The 19,905-nt window shown below is 56.3% G+C and carries 17 protein-coding genes and 1 tRNA gene; 12 read left to right on the top strand and 6 right to left on the bottom strand.

Annotation, left to right across the window (positions count from 1 at the left end; translation table 11 throughout):
- The first annotated feature begins 83 nt into the window (after positions 1 to 83).
- From BLT77_RS09055 to BLT77_RS09110, 12 genes are all read left to right on the top strand, one after another.
- Entirely contained in the window at positions 84 to 617 is a 534-nt protein-coding gene (locus tag BLT77_RS09055) for a peroxiredoxin-like family protein (RefSeq protein WP_090364944.1), read from the top strand.
- A 123-nt stretch (positions 618 to 740) separates the two neighbouring features.
- Positions 741 to 1,796, top strand: coding sequence for an alpha/beta hydrolase (locus BLT77_RS09060; protein WP_090364946.1), 1,056 nt, complete (start codon positions 741 to 743; stop codon positions 1,794 to 1,796).
- A 115-nt stretch (positions 1,797 to 1,911) separates the two neighbouring features.
- Positions 1,912 to 2,742, top strand: a complete 831-nt coding sequence (locus tag BLT77_RS09065; protein ID WP_245709905.1) for a nuclear transport factor 2 family protein — start codon at positions 1,912 to 1,914, stop codon at positions 2,740 to 2,742.
- A 598-nt stretch (positions 2,743 to 3,340) separates the two neighbouring features.
- On the top strand, positions 3,341 to 5,050 hold the full coding sequence (locus tag BLT77_RS09070; protein ID WP_090365082.1) for a phospho-sugar mutase: 1,710 nt from the start codon (positions 3,341 to 3,343) through the stop codon (positions 5,048 to 5,050).
- A 12-nt stretch (positions 5,051 to 5,062) separates the two neighbouring features.
- Positions 5,063 to 5,248, top strand: coding sequence for a LysR substrate-binding domain-containing protein (locus BLT77_RS09075; RefSeq protein WP_245709906.1), 186 nt, complete (start codon positions 5,063 to 5,065; stop codon positions 5,246 to 5,248).
- A gap of 349 nt (positions 5,249 to 5,597) precedes the next feature.
- Positions 5,598 to 7,454, top strand: coding sequence for a hypothetical protein (locus BLT77_RS09080; protein ID WP_090364951.1), 1,857 nt, complete (start codon positions 5,598 to 5,600; stop codon positions 7,452 to 7,454).
- Between the two features lie 20 nt (positions 7,455 to 7,474).
- Complete coding sequence (locus BLT77_RS09085) at positions 7,475 to 9,778, top strand: WD40 repeat domain-containing protein (protein ID WP_143026597.1); 2,304 nt, start codon at positions 7,475 to 7,477, stop codon at positions 9,776 to 9,778.
- Positions 9,762 to 10,628, top strand: a complete 867-nt coding sequence (locus tag BLT77_RS09090) for a toll/interleukin-1 receptor domain-containing protein (RefSeq protein ID WP_090364956.1) — start codon at positions 9,762 to 9,764, stop codon at positions 10,626 to 10,628. The genes BLT77_RS09085 and BLT77_RS09090 overlap by 17 nt, the downstream gene beginning before the upstream one ends.
- 75 nt (positions 10,629 to 10,703) lie before the next feature.
- A complete protein-coding gene (locus BLT77_RS09095; protein WP_090364958.1) occupies positions 10,704 to 11,282 on the top strand; it encodes a hypothetical protein in 579 nt (192 codons plus the stop codon).
- 141 nt (positions 11,283 to 11,423) lie between these two features.
- Positions 11,424 to 11,497 (top strand) — tRNA-Cys (locus tag BLT77_RS09100).
- Positions 11,498 to 12,149: 652 nt separating this feature from the next.
- Positions 12,150 to 12,587, top strand: coding sequence for a VOC family protein (locus BLT77_RS09105; RefSeq protein WP_090364960.1), 438 nt, complete (start codon positions 12,150 to 12,152; stop codon positions 12,585 to 12,587).
- A 287-nt stretch (positions 12,588 to 12,874) separates the two neighbouring features.
- Positions 12,875 to 13,408 carry a phosphoglycerate mutase family protein gene (locus BLT77_RS09110; protein ID WP_090364963.1) on the top strand — a complete coding sequence of 178 codons (534 nt, stop codon included), beginning with the start codon at positions 12,875 to 12,877 and terminating at the stop codon, positions 13,406 to 13,408.
- Positions 13,409 to 13,410: 2 nt separating this feature from the next.
- Here the strand turns inward: BLT77_RS09110 and BLT77_RS09115 are convergent, their stop codons facing one another.
- The 6 genes from BLT77_RS09115 to potA form a co-directional block, all read right to left on the bottom strand.
- Positions 13,411 to 13,863 carry a Spy/CpxP family protein refolding chaperone gene (locus BLT77_RS09115; protein ID WP_090364965.1) on the bottom strand — a complete coding sequence of 151 codons (453 nt, stop codon included), beginning with the start codon at positions 13,861 to 13,863 and terminating at the stop codon, positions 13,411 to 13,413.
- A gap of 383 nt (positions 13,864 to 14,246) precedes the next feature.
- Positions 14,247 to 15,227 carry a transposase gene (locus tag BLT77_RS09120; protein WP_090364968.1) on the bottom strand — a complete coding sequence of 327 codons (981 nt, stop codon included), beginning with the start codon at positions 15,225 to 15,227 and terminating at the stop codon, positions 14,247 to 14,249.
- A gap of 601 nt (positions 15,228 to 15,828) precedes the next feature.
- Positions 15,829 to 16,893: an extracellular solute-binding protein gene (locus BLT77_RS09125; protein ID WP_245709907.1), complete on the bottom strand. Its 1,065-nt coding sequence runs from the start codon at positions 16,891 to 16,893 to the stop codon at positions 15,829 to 15,831.
- A gap of 31 nt (positions 16,894 to 16,924) precedes the next feature.
- Positions 16,925 to 17,695: a spermidine/putrescine ABC transporter permease PotC gene (gene potC / locus BLT77_RS09130; protein WP_090364969.1), complete on the bottom strand. Its 771-nt coding sequence runs from the start codon at positions 17,693 to 17,695 to the stop codon at positions 16,925 to 16,927.
- On the bottom strand, positions 17,688 to 18,548 hold the full coding sequence (gene potB, locus BLT77_RS09135; RefSeq protein ID WP_090364970.1) for a spermidine/putrescine ABC transporter permease PotB: 861 nt from the start codon (positions 18,546 to 18,548) through the stop codon (positions 17,688 to 17,690). The genes potC and potB overlap by 8 nt, the downstream gene beginning before the upstream one ends.
- Positions 18,535 to 19,644, bottom strand: coding sequence for a spermidine/putrescine ABC transporter ATP-binding protein PotA (gene potA, locus BLT77_RS09140; protein ID WP_090364971.1), 1,110 nt, complete (start codon positions 19,642 to 19,644; stop codon positions 18,535 to 18,537). Before potA ends, potB begins: the two co-directional genes overlap by 14 nt.
- Positions 19,645 to 19,905 lie beyond the last annotated feature (261 nt).

Here is a 19,905-nt window from a genome sequence, read left to right on the forward strand (position 1 = left end):
CGGGTTCACCCGCTGCTGCCCACACTTTCATAATTGCTACCCTTTAGGCCGCTCGTGTCTATGTGGTAGCAAAGGTAATGACTATGAGTTCAAAAAAAATTGCAGCCGGCGAACAGTTTCCAGCGATTGAGGTGGTCAAGGCTGGCGGTGAACCGATCACCCTGGGAGTCCCACAGGGGGGCGCGGACTGGCAGATGGTGGTGGTCTATCGCGGTAAGCACTGTCCGCTATGTACCCGTTACCTCAATGAACTTGAAAAGCTCAAAGCGGAATTTTTCAAGCTCGGTATCGATATTGTCGCGGTATCGGCCGATAGCGAGGCACAGCTAACCGCCCATATGCCTGAACTGACAGCCAGTTACCCGATAGCTTATGGCCTGAGCATTGCGCAGATGCAACAGTTGGGTCTCTATATCTCCCACCCTCGCTCAGAGCAGGAAACGGATCACCCATTTGCCGAACCCGGCCTGTATGTGATCAACGACAATGGACAGGTTCAGGTATTGGATATGTCCAACGGTCCTTTTGCCCGTCCCGAGTTGGGAATTCTGCTCTCCGGGCTGGCCTTCATCCGCAATCCGGCGAACAACTATCCGATTCGTGGCACCTATAGCTAGGCACTAGCACCATTTGTTAGAGGTCGAGAACTGATCCAATTGGCATCGACCTCCTAACTGTCGCCAACGAATTTCCAAGCCGCGCCTTGCGAGCGGCTAACTATCTGAATTAATGAGGATGTCATGAACATAAAGTCGCCTAAAAACCTACTGGTTACCGCCCTGGCTCTGGGCTTCCTGGCGGGATGTGCCGTCGAGAATTCAAATACGATGGACAGCGCGTTAACCGCTGACGCATCGAAAAACGTCAGGGAGTTCATCGACCCTGACATCAGGGCGCCGCTGGATCAGATGCCGTCAGAGTTGGCGGTGATCACCCGGGATACCGTCCTCGAAGCTCGAGCCACAGTGCACAACATGTTGAAGTTTCCGGACACCCCCGGAGTCACGGTTGAACAGAAACACGTTGTAACCGCGGACGGGGAGGTCCCGGTCTTTGTTTATCGTCCTGAAAACAGCGCGGCGGTTACTCCCGCCATCCTGTGGATCCACGGAGGCGGTTACGTCATGGGCCGGGCTGACAGCAACGACTTTACCGGCGAATTTGCCAAAGAGTTGGGCGCGACCGTTATCTCGGTCGAGTATCGGCTGGCTCCGGAGCATCCGTTCCCAGCCGGGCATAACGACGTCTATGCAGCATTTTTGTGGGCGGTAAGGCACGCAGAGGAGCTGGGTATCGATCCTGACCGCATCGCCGTCGGTGGCGATAGCGCGGGCGCGGGTATGGCCGCAGGGATGGTACTGCACAATCGTGATGCCCAGGGCCCGGCCATTGCGCTGCAGTTGCTGATTTACCCCATGTTGGACAACCTGCACAACACCCCCTCCGGATCTGTTGAGGACTACCCGGTGTGGAACCGCCAAACCTCATTTAACGCCTGGGAGATGTACCTGGGGGGGACTCCGGGCGCTGCAGCATCCCCCTATGCGGCCCCTGCCAGGGCGAAGGAGATGGGGGGATTGCCCAAAACCTATATGACCATTGGCGCGGTTGATCTGTTCAGAGACGAGGTCGTCGACTATGCCCAGCGCCTGATGGCCGCCGGTGTTTCCACCGAGCTGGCGGTCTTCCCCGGCATGTACCACGGGGGCCAGGTCTTTGTACCTGGAGCGCCGGTGAGCCAGAAGATGCGCCACGGATACCTCTCGGCCCTGAAGAATGCATTGGCCGAGAAGTAGCGGTTAACGCCAACGGTGTTCCCTCCTCTGTCCCGGGCAGGGGAACCCCAACAAGTACAGTTTCAGTTTGTCGGAGCTCGGCTTCGATATCGGAACAACCCAAGGAAAGAATTAGATGAAACTACTCAAACAAACCTCAAGCCTGAACCGGCTGCTCGGCATGACTCTGTTCTGCCTGGCGGCGGTAGCGACTTCCTCCGCCATGGCTGGCGAAACCGCTTCCGGTGCCGGCGTTGACCGGCAGTTCAGCGATAAGTCTGCCGAGGGCAAACAGTGGCGTCGAAGCACGGAGAACCGGATCCAGGATCTGCTCGACAAGCAGGCCATCACCGAAGTGATCTACCATCTCGGCCGCTCACTGGACCGTATGGATCGTGGCCTGATGCGCTCCGTGTACTGGCCGGAAGCCATCGAGGAGCACCAGGATCCCGAGTTCCCGGTGTTCTTTACCGATGCCGAGAGCAACCCGGCACCAGGGACCTACAATAACTTTCCCTGTCAGGCTATGAGCGGCTTTGCTGGCCTAAGAATGACGCAACACCGTATCAGTAACATTCTCATCGATCTGGTCGATGAAAATACCGCCAAGGCCGAAAGCTACGTTTACGCTTACCACTTGGCCGGTGAAGGTGACAAAGCACGCGAAGTTACCCTGTATGGCAGAATGCTGTTTAATTTTGAAAAGCGCGGTGACGAATGGCGGGTAATGCGTCGGTTAACGGTTTTTGACTGGTTTACCAACGTACCGGCCACCGGACACTTCAGCGACGATTATATGGATAAGTTCAAAGGCGGTCGTGATAGGAGCCAGGATGGAAAATCGAGCGAATGGCACGATGGTAGCGATATTGGAGGCATTGATCCCAGCTACGAGTTCCTGAATTTACCCTCCGAACCCGATCCTATGCCGGGTAAGGGGAGCTGCAAATTCCCATTAACCAAATAGCGTTTGATTCACATAACAGCCCGAAAATTCTTTCGGGCTGCCTTTTTATATGCTGCTATTCACTATTCGGCTGATGGAAAATTAGACCGGCACGGTAGTGGTCTTAGACCCCGGCCCCCCATTAAGGTGGTAGAGTGGCCTTCATGACCAGAAAACCACCCGCCTTCAAAACAGGGACTTTCGCAGCCATCAATGATCGGTATGGGGCGTCATGGGGCCTCTGGCTCAATCGGGGTTGCCCGGATTGACGGCTGTCATCGCTGGGGTGAATCGCCTGGTGATGTCATCAGGGGAGGGGTAACAGCGTGCCGGTTCAAGTCCGGCCCGGGGCACCATCTTCTGACCCTTGTGGTTAGTACATTAAAGCTCAATCTCCTTCGGAGGTTGGGCTTTTTTGTTGTCTCAAATCCATCCCAACCGCTTCGAAAAGCGGTGCTTCGAGTTTGGAGTACCGCAGTGTACGGTACCGGTGGATTGCCGGTCACTATACTGGTAGGTATCCATCAACACCGACATCAATGATTTTTAAGTTCGCTAATGCGAATTATTCGTATTGGCGGTATTGTTGAGTCATTGTCGACTACAGGAAACCGCCATGATGAACGCAGAGATCGCCCGCTGGATCGCCCGGGACCCGGATGCCAAAACCCGGGAGGAGTTGCAGGCCTTGGTGGACGCGCGGGATGAGGCCGCTCTCAAGAGCCGGTTTGAAACCCGGTTGGCTTTTGGCACCGCAGGCTTGAGAGGAGTGGTGGGAGCCGGCCCTAACCGCATGAACCGTTTGGTGATTCAGGAAACGGCCACCGGGCTGGCCCACTACCTGAAGTCCCAGTGCGCCGAGGCGGCCGGGCAGGGGGTGGTGATTGGTTATGACGGCCGTCCTGACTCGCGCCAGTTTGCCATCGATTCCGCTTCGGCGCTGACCGCCCACGGTATCAAGGTGTATCTGACGCTTCGAGTGGCGGCCACACCTCTGGTGGCTTACGGGGTAAACCATTTAGGCACCGCCGCTGGCATCGTGGTGACTGCCAGCCACAATCCGCCCCAATACAATGGGTTTAAGGTGTATTGGGGCAACGGCGCCCAGATCATCTCGCCCCACGACAGCGGCATTGCCGCCGAGATTGAGCGGGCCGCTCAATCTGACCTGCAACTGATGGATCTGGACAAGGCTCAGCAGCAGGGATTGTTGCTGTGGTTGGATGACGGTTTCTACCAGTCCTATCGGGATACCATGAAGGCCAACCCTCTGTTGAACAACCATACTCAGCCACAGAACATCAGCCTGGCCTATACCGCCATGCATGGGGTTGGGGCCGAGATGGCGGAAGCACTGTTGGCGGATGCAGGGTTCTGTAATGTGTACAGCGTGGCGGCGCAAAGAGAGCCGGACGGTCGCTTTCCGACGGTGAACTTTCCCAATCCGGAGGAGGCCGGCGCCATGGACCTGGTCATCGAGGAAGCCCGCGCCCATGATGCCACCCTGGCCTGTGCCAATGACCCCGATGCTGACCGGCTTGCGGTGGCGGTGCGCCGGCCAGATGGTGAATACCAGATGCTGACCGGCGATCAGGTGGGCGTGCTGTTCGGCCACTACCTGTTGTCGCGGGCGCGGCCACAGCAGGACTTGGTCGGTACCACCATCGTTTCTTCCAGCCTGCTGCAGCGCATTGCCAAGGCGGCGGGAGCCCGTTATTACCAAACGCTGACCGGCTTTAAGTGGCTGACGAATGTGGCCATGGAGCAGCAAAGCGCCGAGCATCAGTTCCTGTTTGCCTACGAAGAGGCGCTGGGCTACACCGTCGGCAGCGAGGTCTGGGATAAGGACGGTTTGTCGGCCCTGGTGGCCTTCGCCCAGTTGACCGCCGGGTTGGCGACCAAGGGAATGACCATCTGGGATCAACTGGAGGCCATCTATCGTCAACATGGCCTGTTTTTGAATGCTCAGCGCAGCATTGCCCTGGACCCGGCGGCGCCGCCCATTGGCGATAAGTTGCGTAGCACGCCGCCGACCGAGATTGCCGGTCAGCCAGTTCTGTCGGTGGATGATCTGAAATCATCGCACACCAGGTTCGCCGATGGCCGCTCCGAGTCCATCGACTTACCGGTCAGTGACGTACTGATCTATCACCTGCAAGCGGGCAGCCGGGTCGTGGTACGTCCATCGGGCACCGAACCCAAGCTCAAGTGCTATTACGAGGTGGTGGAGGCCTTTGCGGCCGGAGAAGCGCTGGAGCCGGTGCAGCGGCGAGCCGAGGCGGCGATGGCGATGCTGATCGATGAGCACCAGCAGTCACTGGGCAAGTAGGGCCTGGCAGCGTTGCCCGTCTGGGTGGTGACCGAACCCCTGGCTGCCGGCCGGCTGGTTCGGGTGATGGCCGACTACAGCGCCCAGTCGCTCCCCTTCAATGCCATCTACCCACAAAACCGCTATGTGCCACTTAAGGTGCGGTGTTTTGTCGATTTTATCAAACAGAAAGTTACCGACAACGCCCGCTATCAGTAGTTAGGTTATTGTGGCAGTGGCATTTTAGTTGCCCCCTGGTTCTTTCCTTCGGTGCGGTTCCCATCTTCCACCATAGCGCACGCCCCCCTTGGTTTAGCGTCGGCACCGCCGGGTGGGCAGCAGGTGGTTGATTTGCCATCGAACTGAATCCCGTTTGCCGCCAGAGACTGATTTTGTGGCCCTGACCGCCGTTTCAGGCTGCATTTTTGTGTAGATTAGAATAATGACATTTGAATCAATTGTTTGACTGTGGTGTTATGATCCACTTAACACCGGCTCACCATGCGAATGAGGTCAATCTCACGCTCGGAGCCAGTCGGACTCAGGATAGTGAAAGGAACACGTGCACGTGGTTGAAGACGCACAGGGAACAGCAAGTCAGTTACCGTTTATTATTGGTGTCAGCGGCCACAGGAACTTAGACCCCAACTCGACTCAGGCGTTACGCCAGCGGGTGCGGGAGGCGCTGATTTTCTGGCGTCAGCAGTTGACCGACACCCCCATATGGTTGTTGTCTGGCATGGCGGTGGGGGCCGACACCCTGGTGGTGGAGGTGGCCCGTGAGTTGCGTGCCCAGTGGGGCCCCGACAGCCTCAAAATCATCGCCTGCCTGCCCATGGACGAGGCGTCCTACCTGCAAGATTTCGAAGGCCTGAAGTTTGCCCCCGATGCGGTCACCGAATTCCATGCCCACCTGGCCCAGCTTCGCCATGACAACGATGAGATCATCCAGGTTCAGAGTGTGCTCGATGAGCAGCAACTGGCCACCGCGTTGGCGGATCGGGAGTATGGTGAAGCCCGCAATCACCTGTATCTGAACCAGAGTGTGTTTGTGGCCAAATACGCCCAGGTGTTGCTGTCCTTGTGGGACGGGGCGCCGTCCCGGGGCAGTGGCGGCACCGCAGATGCGGTGGCGTATAAGCTGGGCCTGCCATTGCAGTGGCCACTGGGCATTGCCAATCCGGCGCTGGCACCAGTGTCCGATTTTGATGGCCAGCAGGGCGGAGTGGTTCACCATATTCCGTCGGCGCGCCCCGATCAGCCTTTGGTTCCCTCCGCTCTGGCGTATGCCAAACTGCCGGTGACCGGGCTTAGTGGTGCCTTGCCCGAGGGCAGCGGCCTGTACGTTTGCCATAACCACGACGACGACAGCGACATCGCCCCCAGTGGGTTTCTGACGCAAGAGTTTGAGTTGATGTTGAAAGAGCTGCGGTTCTATAACCAGCATGCGCGCAACATTGAAGCCGATCCGGCGACCGCCTGGCCAGCGCCGGGTCTGCAGGAGTCTCAACGCATCTTCCTTAAAGCCGATGCCATGGCGTTGAATCAACAGACCCGCTATCGACGTTTAACCCAGATGTTTTTTCTGTTCGCGTTGATCGCCCTGGGCCTGTACGAAGTGGTGTCCAACTTTCTGGAGCTGTCCACCGGCTCCTGGCTTATCGCCATCATGTTCGCCGCTATGCTTGGCTGTTACGCCATCATTCGGTTCGCCGCTAAGCGTGAGCTCAAGTGGCAATATCAACTGGCTCGCGGCGTGGCCGAAGGGATGCGCATCCGCGGCTTCCTGAACCTGTCGGCCATTGCACCGTCGCCGACGCCGCTGATCCCGCGTCGTTTTCGACAGCACCTGCCTCTGATTGAACACGCCATCTCGGTGGCCGAACTGGATTGGTGGCGGGCGCCGCTGCCGGAAAATCCGCAGCTGATCCGCACCAGCTGGCTCGATGACCAGCGCAACTTTCTTAATACTCGCCTGCGTCTGAAAGAGCCGCGTCGACTGCGTCTGTCCGAGCGTTTCTACAAGCGCCCGGCCTGGGCGGCCAGCGTGTGTGAACGCTGGGCCAGTGAGCTATTCAACGCCGCGGTGATCTTCGGTGTGACCCTGTTGGGGGTACTGCTGCTGCAATACGGCTTTAGCATCGACCTGTTTGTTGCCAGCAAAGACTACCTGATGTACTTCGCCCAGTACGCCCTGATGGCCGCCGGTGCCATCGCGCTGTGGGGCGAGCTGGCGGGCTACGACACCACCGCCCGTGGATACCGCTCGTTAGAACAGTTGTACCGCCGCGCCCAGTACCTGCTGGACGGTGAACTGAATGAATCCAAACAGGCAATGCTAATTGAACTGGCCAAAGAGGCGATGTTCGAGCATGTGACCTGGACCAATTCCGAATCAGACAACGATCTGAAACAGAAGCAATAATTAATCTTTAACGGAAGATAATGATGAGTAAGCAGATTCGCTTCGAAACCCTGACTGAACAGCAGTTGGCGTCGCCGACGCTGCAGAGCACCCCTCTGGACGGCCGCATCCGCATCGAGTGGGGACGGGATGACAGTTACACCATGGTTTGTGACGACGAGGACAGCCGTAAGAGCTTCAACCGTCACAGTGATACCGTCATCGGGGTGCTTCCCCTGAAGGGGTCTAAGCAGGTATTTCTGACCATTGGCCTGGATCATGTCATCCAGTTGTCGGCGTTCAGTGGCCGCAGTCTGCACTCAATGAGCGATCACAGCGATCGCATCTTTGGGGTCATCGAGATCGCCAAGGATCGATTACTGAGCGCCAGTCTCGATGGCACGGTGCGAATCTGGAATCTGCGCAGCGGCTCTCTGGTCTGCACCATCGACGCCAAGATCACCTCCCTGTCTGCGATTCAGATGTTTGCCAACTCCGAGCACCTGGCCATCAGTGACGGCAAAGGTGTGTCTATCTGGAGCTTCACCGGCAAGAAAATTGCGGTCATGCAGGGACTGAAATCCCGCATCATTGGTGTCAGTACGCTGCAAAATGGCAGCTGGATGGTGCAGAGCGAAAAGCAGCACCCAAGCATCTGGTCGGCCACCGGTAAGTTCCTGCACCGGTTTAAGTTCGACTTCGATTTTGCCGACGACATGCACGAAGTGGACAGTGAGCGCCTGCTGATTCGACAGCCGGGCAAGTCACTGGGACTGTGGCATGTGGAAGGGGAACTCATCAGCGAACACCTGCCTGACGACGATATCGTTGCGGCGTTCGACAACCTGAAGCAGGGCCACCAGACCCGCGAGCGGTACATCGAGCAAAGGCCGGAAGTGATCGATTTCCCCCACGTGCGCAACCCGCTGGGCAACAGCGACAGTGTCTTTACGGCCCGTGCCGAACTGGAGCAGCAGAAGCTGGACCTGGACGCCAAGGCCGAACGGCGCATGTTCTGGGATTTCTTTAACCGGCCATTGTTCACCCCCATTCGTACCGCACTGAAGCAGCCGATTAAAGAGGCGCGTGAGCAGCTTGAAATCCTGGCCGGGGTGCGAGAGGCGTCTGAGCAACAACAGCAACTCAGGCAGAGCAAACGTAAGGGCGCGTCTATCTGGTCGTGGGTATTCCTGGTGCTGGCGGTGGTCGCTGCGGGGGTGGGTTACCTGTTCTTTCTTGATAACGCCCTGGTGATGGATCTGATCCGTCAGCAGCAGCCTGAGCTGGTGGACAGATTGGGCCGAAATGCCAATCTGGCGCTGGCTGTTGGTGCTGCCGGCATCGGCGGAGCCTGTTTGCTGCTGAGCCTGGTTATGCTGATTCGTAACCGCATTCATCGTGGGCATCAGCTCAAGCAGGAAGCCAACCTGGAAGTGGTGGATTGCCTGGCGCCTCAGTTTGACGGGCTGATCGGCGCCATTAAGGACTACCGCCAGGGCCTGCTGAATAACATTCCAGTGGTTAAAGACATGTCGGCACTATCGCCAAACAAGGTGATGGAGACCATGGATCGTCATATCAACGACACCATTGAAGCCATGGCGATGGAGGAGTGTGGACTGGAGCGTGAAGACATTGTTTACACCAATCACGAGTCCATCGTCCTGTCAGACTGGGCCCTGATTCAGGATCTGGATAAGCGGGCTCAGGTGAAATCCAAGTTGAATTATGGCAATGAACGGTCGTTCTGGTCTTCTGGCAGTGATGGGATTCTGTTTGCCGTTCAGTACATTCAGTACATCTTCCTGACCGAAGACAAGGTGGATGTATTTACCACCTACTACGACTTCATTTCTGGTAAGTGCATCGGTAAAGAAGCCAACGCCTTCTACTACAAAGACGTTACCAACATCGCCAAGCGCAATGTCGAGCGCGGTGGCCAGTCTACGGTGAATGAAAAAGAGATCTCGGTAACCGAGATTGCCCTGTATGTCGCCAGTGGCGAGCGTATTCGCCTGACCATCTTGAACGAAGACAGTGTTTCTGCCATTGCCGCCTCGGCCAAAGATAACGAGAACATCACCATGGTGGACCGCATCGAGAAGCTGGAGCAGGAGCGTCAGAACATCCTCGATGATCAGACCATTTCCGAGACTGAGCGTCAGGAAGAGCTGGACATGAATGCTGCTGAAATGGCCGACCTCAAGACTCAGAACGTGGCGCAGAACGTGCAGAAGACCGCCTCAAAAGCGGATGAAACCGTAAAGAACATTCGTATCCAACTGCGAGACCACAAGCAATCCGGTAAGCACGACGAGGCCCACATCGATGCACCTATTTCTTAGTTACTCCAGCGCCGACTACGACATCGCGGCGCCGATTCAGCAAGCTTTGGTGCAACTGGGTCATACGGTATGGTTTGCACCACAGCGAATTGGCGCAGGCCAATGCTTCGCGGCGGAGATCAGTGATGCGATGAAGTCGGCGGAAGCCTTGTTGTTGCTGGCCAGCGAGCATTCGGTGGGCAATGCCACTCGCCCGGGATCCAACGAGGTGAAAACTGAGATCAAGATGGCCCGGGAGAAGGGGATTGCGGTGATCCCCCTCAAGGTGGACGCCAGCCTGGAGAGCGGAGGCGCCACCGGGTTCGATTATCTGCTGAAAAACTTCCAGTGGGTCGATATCGAAGCCATGTTGCTCAGCCGTCGCTTCGATGTGATTGCCCAGCGGATTGACGGTGAAATTCAAGGCGGGCTTAAGCCGGACTTCAGCGGATTTTCCGCCCAGCTGGAGGAGGTGGAAACCCTGCTGAAAGCGAAGCGTTGCAACGATGCCCGTCAGGTGCTGAATGCCCTCAGATTGCCAGCTGAATTCAACGATGAACTGGCGCTGCTGAAGATCATTGCCTTTTTGCAGGGGCAAACGTCGATTCGTCGCCTCAGCAAGCGCGACGCCGACGCCTGCGTGCATCGTCTCGGCGAACTCGGCCAGGGGGCGGTTGCCGGTCCGGCGCTGTATCTGCAGGCGATTCTCAGTGAGAATTTCTACCTGGCCAACAGCATTGCCGATGGCACCGCCGGGTTCATGGCTTTAAAGCTGCAAGCCCAGCCTCACGGCAGGTTGAAGGCCAAGTACATCAAGATGACCGATGGCTTCCCTGCCGATGGCATGGGGTTTGTCAGTCGCTGGCGTTAGTGTCAGTATTGCCAATAAGGCCACCGCGAAACCGGTGGCCTTTTTTCTGATTTCACCCAACCAGGAGGAGGGGAGATGGCAACAAGGATAACCTGGCTGGTCGCGGCCACTGCGGTTTGGAGTGGGGCGCTGTTGGCGCAGACCAGTGAATCTCAACTGTTTTTTGATGCGTTGTCGGCCCATTGTGGCAAGGCCTATGCCGGGAGTCTGATCTCCGGCGATGCTGCCGATCAAGCCATGGCCGGCGCCGAGATGGTGATGCACGTGCGCGATTGCTCGGACAGCGAGATTCGGATTCCCTTCTTTGTCGGCGACGACCGTTCCCGCACCTGGGTGATCACCAAAACCGACGATGGACTGCAGCTAAAGCACCAGCATCGCCATGCCGATGGCAGCGATGATGAAGTGACTTGGTACGGCGGCCACACCGACTCGAGTATTGGCACCGACAGTGCCAAAGTGCAGTCTTTTCCGGTGGACAACTATTCTATCGCGATGTTTGAGCGCACTGGTCTCGGGGTCTCGGTGACCAACGTCTGGCAACTGAAGCTGAATGCCGACCGATTTAATTACAGCATGAGTCGGTCGGGGCGCCATTTTGAGGTGAGCTTCTCATTGGCCGAGCCGGTTCCGGTGCCGCCTGAAGCGTGGTAAAGAAAGACGGCATGGCTGTTTAGACTGTTTGGCTGCAAAATGTCCCAAAATCAATTAATTAATCGTCATTTGAACGATTGAGGGCTTGCACAGCAGCGGTGGCCAGGTACAATAGCCAGCGTTCGGTAACACACCGAATCTGGCGCGTTGGCAGAGTGGCTATGCAGCGGATTGCAAATCCGTGGACCTCGGTTCGACTCCGGGACGCGCCTCCATATTTCGACGAACGGCGACCCTAAATGGGGTCGCCGTTTTTCGTTCAGGCTTGAAATCCAGGCCGAGGCGGACGGGCAATCCGTGGACCCCAATCCGTGGACCCCAATTCGTGACTCCCAATCGACTCCGGGACGCGCCTCCACATTTAAGCAAAAACGGCAACCTTATTCGGGTTGCCGTTTTTCGTATGGACAGCCAAAAATTCAACCCTCCGTCATCGAACGCGTGCACTGGCGGTTTTACCTTTAAACTCATAAAAATCCCTCTGTCATAATCGTAAACACCCGAACTAGCGACTTTCCACAGCACCTGAACCATGCTTCGGTCGTACTTGCGAATGCGAGTACCCAGTGTCCTTTCTTCAAACTCCGACAGTCCCGTTGCCTTGCAAGAGAACACCCGCACCCGGCAACGCCCGGCCAAACGCGAATCCTCCCTCAGTCGTACTTGCGAATGCGAGTACCCAGTGTCTTGCGGATAATAATGACCACCCTTGTCGCTGTAGCGCATTTTGTTGGCCGGTGATTTTCCAGGCGGGAGTGGGGGTTACTAAGGGCGGGGTTGCGTCTGCCAGTTGCATTTTGGGCGGCTGCGAGTCACTCTGCGTCAGATGAACCGGTTTTCTTGAATCAGTTGATAAATGAGAGAAACATGAAGCAATCCATCGTCCACATTGCGCTGGTAGTCAAAGACTATGACGACGCTCTGGACTTTTATGTCGGCAAACTTAAGTTTGAGTTGATTGAAGACAGCTATCAGCCCGAACAGAATAAACGCTGGGTTGTGGTGTCGCCTCCCGGATCCAACGGCGCAACCCTGTTGCTGGCTAAAGCGTCAGAACCGGAGCAGCAGCCGTTTATTGGTAATCAGGCCGGTGGCCGTGTGTTCCTGTTTCTCAGTACCGATGACTTTTGGCGGGATTACCACCGCATGGTAGAGCTTGGTATTAATTTCGTTCGTCCGCCCAAGGAGCAGGATTATGGCACCGTGGCGGTGTTTGAGGATCTGTATGGCAACTTGTGGGATCTGTTGCAGTTAAACGACGATCACCCGATGGCGCTGCGATCCGCCTTAACCAGCCGGTGCTAAGGGGGTAAACCGCTGTCCGGGAAGGAAATGGTTGGCCGAGGCAATATCGATGACGCCATTTAGCTTCAGTCGAATACACGCGGCGTCCGGCATCTTTCGAGTGTCTGGCCGCTATCGGTGGCACGGTAGCTGTTGCCGCTTTGAGTATGACGGCTGGAGAGGATGGGCACCGATGGCTGGGTTAATTCAGCAGGAGCATCATTCCAGCACCCGAGTTTTGGCAGCGTTCGAGTCGGAGTGACAGGCTCATCTGACGCCATATCGATAAATCACTAAGGATAATCTGCATGAAAGGACTCATTGGTTCACTGCTGGTGTTGCTGGCAACCCTTCACTCTCCCCTGGCGGGAGCCGACTCGGCGCCAAGCGCGGACGTCACCCAGGCGTCAATGCCGTTGGTGGTGTTTTTGGTGCGACATGCCGAAAAGCAGCAGCCAGGAAAGGATCCTGAACTGACTCAGGAGGGAAGGGACAGGGCCCGGGATCTGGCCAACCTACTGCAGAGTGCCCAAATTGAGGCCGTCCACAGTACCGATTTTGCTCGCACTCGAGCCACCGCCGGCCCCACCGCCGCAGCCTTGAACATAGAGCTGAGCCTGTATGATCCCTTTAAGCTAAAGGCGTTCGCCAACACGCTTAAGCGCCGCGGCGGCCGCCACCTGGTAGTGGGCCACAGCAACACCACCCCGGCCCTGGTCACCCTGTTGGGAGGCGAAGCCGGTGACAGCATCGACGATGCCAGTGAGTTCGACCGGCTGTACGTGATAACCCAGGGGGGCGGTGTAGTGGAGACCGTGTTACTCAGGTATGGTGAGCCTTAGCCTCATAGCTCTTCGCTCATCATTTGCTGCTGCAGAGCGGATTTAAACTTCGCTTTTTGTTCATCCGTGAACACATTATAGATTTGGTTTTTTAATCGCATCTGATGCAGCATGGCCTCCCTTTTTTCAGAGTAAGCAGCATCCAATACATCGGCCATGGCCGCTTCGTCAAACTCCGTTTGGGCTATTAAGGTTAATTGTTGCTTCTTTAGCGTTATTACCTTTTCCACATTGATATCAGGCTGATTGGATTGATAATCCTCTATCAGTTCGAAGACTTTTTCCCGTTGGGCGTCGGTTATTTCCAGAGATTGAACCATTTTCTGCAGGTTAGTCTGAGGAGCGGGAGCCGGTTCTACCGCAGGGGCCGTGGTTGAGGCTGTTGCTAACGGAGCCGCTGTAAACAGTGCGGCCGAGACAGCGATGCCACAAACGGCTGAGGTGATGGTTTTCATATGACGTATCCTTAAGTGATGCCAATATTCCTCAAATCTAAATTAGTGCTACTGAACGCTCCATGAACACGCTGTTTGTTCCCCAAACGACCCCTCTTAACAAGACAGCCAGGTTAAGTCCTACGCTTACCAAGACAGCCAGATTAAGTCCCACGCTGTTTGTCATCCCCTTACCAAGACAGCCAGATTAAACCCTACTCCGATTTTCCCTGTGGAGTCCGTATTTCATAGACGCCAGGCGGGTGCTGCAGAGCAAGAGATTTGCGCTGACTTGGAATAGTCGGCGGGATTGAGCGGTTTCGTGCCCCTAGGCCCGTGCCTCGAACAGCAGAAATAGCCCGAAAAATGCAGGCTAATTAAAAATGTGCAACAGAGGATGTTTGTCAGGTGCCAAGCAGGCGCTTGGCGTTGCCCGAGCCCCGGATTCGATGCATGCCGTCGGTCTGTCGGCAGTGCTGCAGGCTTTGAAGCCGGCCTGCCAGGTGGCAAAACTGGTACTCAAAGCCCTCGGTGAGCTCCAACCAACTGTCTAAATCGATGTCGAGCCGTTGCAGGAGTGTGTCGCTGGACGCCGGGATGGCTGCCCTTTTATCGTTTCTGATGGCGCGGCCGGTGAACTCCACCAGTTCCAGGTAATCGTTGAGGTGACAGGGCAGGGTATGAGGTCCCAACTCATTGGCATCAAAAGGCTTTAATTGTTGTGGCTGTTTGCCTTGCAGGGCCGCACGGATGCGCATCTGGATGCTGGTGTAGTCGGATTGCTCCGGTGTAGTGGCGATGCCGGAACGGACGGGGTTGAGGTCGACGTAGGCCATGCAGGCAAGCAGGGCCTGTTCATCCAGTAGTGCCTGAGATTTAAACCGCCCCTCCCAGAACCGGCCGGTGCACTCGTCCTCTTTGTTGGCTTCGCGGGCGATGTACTCGTTGAGAGAGCGCATAAACCAGCTTAAATCGGCCAGTCGGGTTCGGTACAGCTCCGCTTTGCGCTTCACCTGGTTCAGCTCAACTTGGGTCAGGTTGTCACGCTGGTCGTCATCGCAATAGCTGCGGGTCAGGTCGGTTCCGGCAAACACGCGGTGCCAGCGATGGAGCACATCCAGGGTACTCCAGGCATTGGCCTTTGGTGCATCCACATGGAGCACCAGATGGGTGTGGTTGGTCATCACGGCAAAGGCGCAGATATCGATTGAAAAAGCGTCGCTGAGCGCCAGTAATCGTTTTTCGACCCAGTCGCGGCGGTGCTCATAACTGATGCCGGTGTAGGTATCGACGCCGCAAAGGAAACTGCGGCGCACACAACGACTGACGCAGTGATAGAAAGGGGTATCTTGCAGCGATACCAGCTGTTTTCTGGCGGTGGGCATAGTCTCATCCTTGAAACTTACGAAGCCAAAGTGTAGTCGATGGCGGGCTTGGATCCGATTGGTTGTTACGATCGCCCGATAATGGATGCTAAGGGGATGGATTAATGTGGGTGTCTTAATAAGGCGTTGATAAGGAGTTCAGGATTTTTAACATGGGTGTCTCGATAAGGTCTCGATAAGGTCTCGATAAGGAGTTCTTTGTGTTTTGAGACACACGGGATCTGGTTCGTGTTGAATTTTCAGTCGATTTTTCCTAGTCGGTGCTGCTAATCTGACAGACCATCGTAGATGCTTACCAGTGATCGACCGGGATCGTTGACAGGTGCATCCGATGTTGTGGTCTTTATTTTTCGGGGAGGGGATATGAATCGATGCGGACAATGCCGGCAGTTTACCAGAATGCCTGAACACCAACGCGACCAGTGTGGCGCCTGGGAGCAGCCAACAACGGCCACTCGGCTGGCGTGCGACTTTTTCAGTCCCAAAAAGGCGTTACGCGGGAGTGACGAGCCTAAACCCTAGGGGATCAGTCGCAGGTGCGATCTCCTGAACCGACAACGCCGCCCAAAGGGGCGGCGTTGTGATGTGATTGGCGGTGGGATCAGTTACCGGTGCGCAGCATTTGCCAGTATTTGTCGTACAGGCGCACGGCGTCGCCTACGTCGGACTGGAACTCACCGGCTTCGATAACCTCTGCTGGCGGAAAGATGATCGGGTTGTTGGCAAACTCGGGATCCAGCATCTCCTTGGCGGTTTTGTTGGGAGTGGGGTAGCCCACCTCTTCACACACCTTGGCGGCCACATCCGGGCGCAACAGGAAGTTGATCAGCTTATGGGCGGCGTCCACGTTTTCCGCCCCGGCGGGAATAGCGATGTTGTCCATCCAGAAGATGGCGCCCTCTTTGGGGTAGATCATGGTGATGGCCGGGTCATTCTTATTGGCTTCAAAGGCGGAGCCGTTCCAGATCATACCCAACGGCACCTCGCCGGCCATGTAGGGCAGGGACGGAGTATCGGAGTTGAACACCAATGCGTTGGGCATCAGCTTTTTCAGCAGTTGGTACGCTTCTTTGATTTGCGCTTCGTCGGTGGAGTTGGCCGAGTAGCCGAGAATGCGCAGCGCCATGTGGAACACTTCCCGCGGGTCGTTCATCAGCATCAGCTGGCTTTTCCACTTCGGATTCCACAGATCTTTCCAGCTGTTGATGCTGTCGGCGTCGACAAAGTCAGTGTTGATGCCGATGCCGGTAGCGCCCCAGACGTAGGGGATCGAATATTGGTTTTTCGGATCGTAGGCCTTGTCCAGCATCACCGGGTCCAGGTGTTTCAAGTTGGACAGTTTGCTGTGGTCGATGGGCTGGAGCAGGCCCTCATCGCGCATCTTTGCCACGAAATAGGTGGAGGGCACCACCAGGTCGTAGCCTTTGGCACCGGTGAGTTTCAGCTTGGCGTGCATCGCTTCGTTGGAATCGTAGGTGGTGTAGATCACCTTGATGCCGGTTTCCTGTTCAAACTCGTGCAACAGGCCTTCCGGTATGTATTCGGACCAGTTGTAGAAGTAGACAACGTCGCTGGCCGCGTGGGCGGTCAGGCTGCACAGACCAATCAGCGCGGCTGAGGCGGTTTTTGCCAGAGTGCGGAGCATGGCGGTGGGTTCCTTGTTCATTAATTCAATCAAGTATGACTCAAGCCTGAGCTTAAGCCGATTTTCGTTTCAGGAGCAGCTGGGCCAGCGCCACCATCAGCAGCGACAACACCAGCATCAACGCCGCCAGGGCATTAACTTCAGGCGACACGCCCACCTTGACCATGGAGTAGATCTTCAGGGGCAGAATTTCATAGCCGGGACCGGTCACAAACGAACTGATGATCACGTCGTCCAGGGACAGGGTAAAGCTGAGCAGCCAGCCGGCAAAGATCGCCGGGGTGGCCAGTGGCAGGATGATCTTTTTAAAGATCCGCCACTCACTGGCACCCAGATCCCGGGCCGCTTCCAAAATGGCATTATCAAAGCCCTTAAGCCGGGCGTAGACGGTCACCACCACAAACGGCAGGCAGAAGGTAATGTGGGCAAACAGCAGCGACCAGAATCCCAGCGCCATTCCCAGGCTGACGAACAGGGCCAGCAGTGACACCGCCATCACGATGTCCGGTGAGGTCATGACCACAAACAGCATGCCATTGAGGGCGATCTTGCCTTTAAAGCGGTAACGGAACAGCGCCACGGCGGTCAGGGTACCGATGATCGTGGCCAGTGTGGCCGATAGCACCGCAATGGTCAGCGAGTGCGAGGCCGCCTGCATCAGACCGGCATTGTTGATCAGGGCGTCGTACCATTTGGTGGTGAACCCGGTCCACTTGATGCCGTACTTGTGGGCATTAAAGGAGTTGGCCACCAGTACCGCAATGGGCAGGTACAGGTAGCTGAACAGCAGCCCCAGAAAGCCCCATTTCAGAATCTTAGACATCGAACTCCTCCTTACGCCGCAGCATCTGGCTGACGCGGTGGTAGAGGAACAGCATCATCGCCATCATCACCAGCAGGGCCATACTCAGGGCGCCGCCGAACGGCCAGTTCTGGGCCACCAGAATCTGGTCTTTAATCAGGTTGCCTATCAGTGGGTTCTTGGCGCCTTCCAGCAGGTCGGCAATGTAGAACATCCCCATGGCCGGCAGAAACACCATCAGGCTGCCGGCGATCATGCCCGGCAGGGTCAGCGGCAGTACGATGGTTCTGAAGGTGCGAAGTTTACCGGCGCCGAGATCCCGGGCCGCCTCCAGATAGGAGGTGGGCAGTTTCTCGATACTGGAGAACAGCGGCAGAATCATAAACGGCAACAGGATGTAGACCATGCCGATCAGCACTGCACTCTGGGTGTACATCAGGCGGATGGGGGTATCGATGATCCCCAGCTCCATCAGGCTCCAGTTCATGACACCGCGGGTGCCGAGAATGATTTTAATGGCGTAGGTACGGATCAGGGAGTTGGTCCAGAACGGTACGATCACCAGAAACAGCAGTACACCCCGCACTTTCGGCGGGAACTGGGCGATGAACCAGGCGGCCGGATAGCCGATCAACAAACACAGCAGGGTAGTGACGGCGGCCAGGTAGATGGAGTAACCCACCACCTTGGCGTACATGGGGTCGATCAGTTGGGCGTAGTTGTCAAAGGTGAACTGAAACTTCACCAGATCGTGGACATCGGATACCAGAAAGCTGCTGATCAGCACCATCAGGTTGGGCACCAGCACAAAGGTCACCAGCCACAGGCTGATGAGGCCGATGGAAAACCATTTAAAGGTCTTACTCGCCTTCATAGGGCAGCACCACCTCCCAGCTCGGTACCCAGGAGACTTCCACCCGCTGGCCCAGGCTATGATCCACGTCCGGGTCGTCCTCGTTGAAGAACTCGGAGACCTGAATCTGCTGGCCATTGTCCAGCGTAATCACCGAGTCCAGGGTCATCCCCTTGTAGGTGCGCTCGGTCACGGTACCGGTAAGCAGATCGCTGGCCTGGCCGGCAACGATCTCGGTCAGGCGCAGATCTTCCGGGCGCAGCAACACGTTGATCATGATCCCGGGGGTGAGGGGGGCGGTGCTGTATACCGGGTAGTGTTTGCCACTGATGTCGCACAGGAAGTGACGCTCATCAATGGGGTCGAGAACCTTGGCGGCAAACAGGTTGGACTCGCCGATAAATTCGGCCACAAACCGGCTGTTGGGCGTTTCGTAGATCTCTTTCGGGGTACCGGACTGCACCACTTTGCCGTCGTGCATCACCTTGATGCGATCGGACATCGACAGGGCTTCTTCCTGATCGTGGGTCACGAAGATAAAGGTGATTCCCAGCTTACGCTGCAGCTGCTTTAGCTCAATCTGCATCTGCTTGCGCAGCTTGTAATCCAGTGCCGACAGACTTTCGTCCAGCAGCAGCACCTTGGGCCGGTTGACCACAGCCCGGGCAATGGCGATACGCTGCTGCTGCCCGCCACTGAGCTGATCCGGCTTGCGGTTGGCCATGGCATCCAGTTGCACCATTTTCAGCGCTTCGATCACCCGTTGTTTGATCTCCTTTTCCGCGACCTTTTGGGTGCGCAGGCCGAAGGCGACGTTATCAAACACCGTCATATGGGGGAACAGGGCATAGCTCTGGAATACGGTATTGACGTGACGGTGTTCGGCGCCCGTTTGGGTGACGTCCTGACCATTAATGAACAGGGTACCGTCGCTGCACTCCTCCAGGCCGGCAATCAACCTGAGGACGGTAGTTTTACCGCACCCTGAGGGGCCAAGCAGAGTGACGAATTCGCCATCATTGATGTTTAGATCCAGATTCTGGATAACGACCTTGTCACCATAGGTTTTGGTAACGTTATTGAGGCGGACTATGGTCTCTTGAGTGGAGTGACTCATCGGCGGTTCCAGTTCAAGGCAGCGGGCTCGGGCTACGGGCATTTAATAACAGGCGGCGAATTCTAGTGCTTGTTAGGCAAAACGCCAAGTATTAACTGCCTATTCTAAAACCGTAATTCTGTGGCATCAGACTCAGGCTGTGGGCTGGATCACAGTTTGCCGGGGCGGCCCGATTTTCCCGGCATCGTTGCAGGAACTCAAGGTCAGGGAGTGACGGCAGCCAAAAGTAAATTTAGTCAAGATCAACACTCATTATCGATA

This window comes from Ferrimonas sediminum, from assembly GCF_900100175.1.
GTDB classification, from domain to species: domain Bacteria; phylum Pseudomonadota; class Gammaproteobacteria; order Enterobacterales; family Shewanellaceae; genus Ferrimonas; species Ferrimonas sediminum.

Bases quoted from the DNA above. Each gene is read 5' to 3' on its own strand.
- BLT77_RS09065 (WP_245709905.1), top strand. From the start codon at position 1,912: ATGAAACTACTCAAACAAACCTCAAGCCTGAACCGGCTGCTCGGCATG.
- potC (WP_090364969.1), bottom strand. From the start codon at position 17,695: ATGTCTAAGATTCTGAAATGGGGCTTTCTGGGGCTGCTGTTCAGCTAC.
- BLT77_RS09105 (WP_090364960.1), top strand. From the start codon at position 12,150: ATGAAGCAATCCATCGTCCACATTGCGCTGGTAGTCAAAGACTATGAC.
- BLT77_RS09090 (WP_090364956.1), top strand. From the start codon at position 9,762: ATGCACCTATTTCTTAGTTACTCCAGCGCCGACTACGACATCGCGGCG.
- BLT77_RS09070 (WP_090365082.1), top strand. From the start codon at position 3,341: ATGAACGCAGAGATCGCCCGCTGGATCGCCCGGGACCCGGATGCCAAA.
- BLT77_RS09125 (WP_245709907.1), bottom strand. From the start codon at position 16,893: ATGAACAAGGAACCCACCGCCATGCTCCGCACTCTGGCAAAAACCGCC.
- BLT77_RS09060 (WP_090364946.1), top strand. From the start codon at position 741: ATGAACATAAAGTCGCCTAAAAACCTACTGGTTACCGCCCTGGCTCTG.
- potA (WP_090364971.1), bottom strand. From the start codon at position 19,644: ATGAGTCACTCCACTCAAGAGACCATAGTCCGCCTCAATAACGTTACC.
- BLT77_RS09110 (WP_090364963.1), top strand. From the start codon at position 12,875: ATGAAAGGACTCATTGGTTCACTGCTGGTGTTGCTGGCAACCCTTCAC.
- BLT77_RS09055 (WP_090364944.1), top strand. From the start codon at position 84: ATGAGTTCAAAAAAAATTGCAGCCGGCGAACAGTTTCCAGCGATTGAG.
- BLT77_RS09085 (WP_143026597.1), top strand. From the start codon at position 7,475: ATGATGAGTAAGCAGATTCGCTTCGAAACCCTGACTGAACAGCAGTTG.
- potB (WP_090364970.1), bottom strand. From the start codon at position 18,548: ATGAAGGCGAGTAAGACCTTTAAATGGTTTTCCATCGGCCTCATCAGC.
- BLT77_RS09115 (WP_090364965.1), bottom strand. From the start codon at position 13,863: ATGAAAACCATCACCTCAGCCGTTTGTGGCATCGCTGTCTCGGCCGCA.
- BLT77_RS09095 (WP_090364958.1), top strand. From the start codon at position 10,704: ATGGCAACAAGGATAACCTGGCTGGTCGCGGCCACTGCGGTTTGGAGT.
- BLT77_RS09120 (WP_090364968.1), bottom strand. From the start codon at position 15,227: ATGCCCACCGCCAGAAAACAGCTGGTATCGCTGCAAGATACCCCTTTC.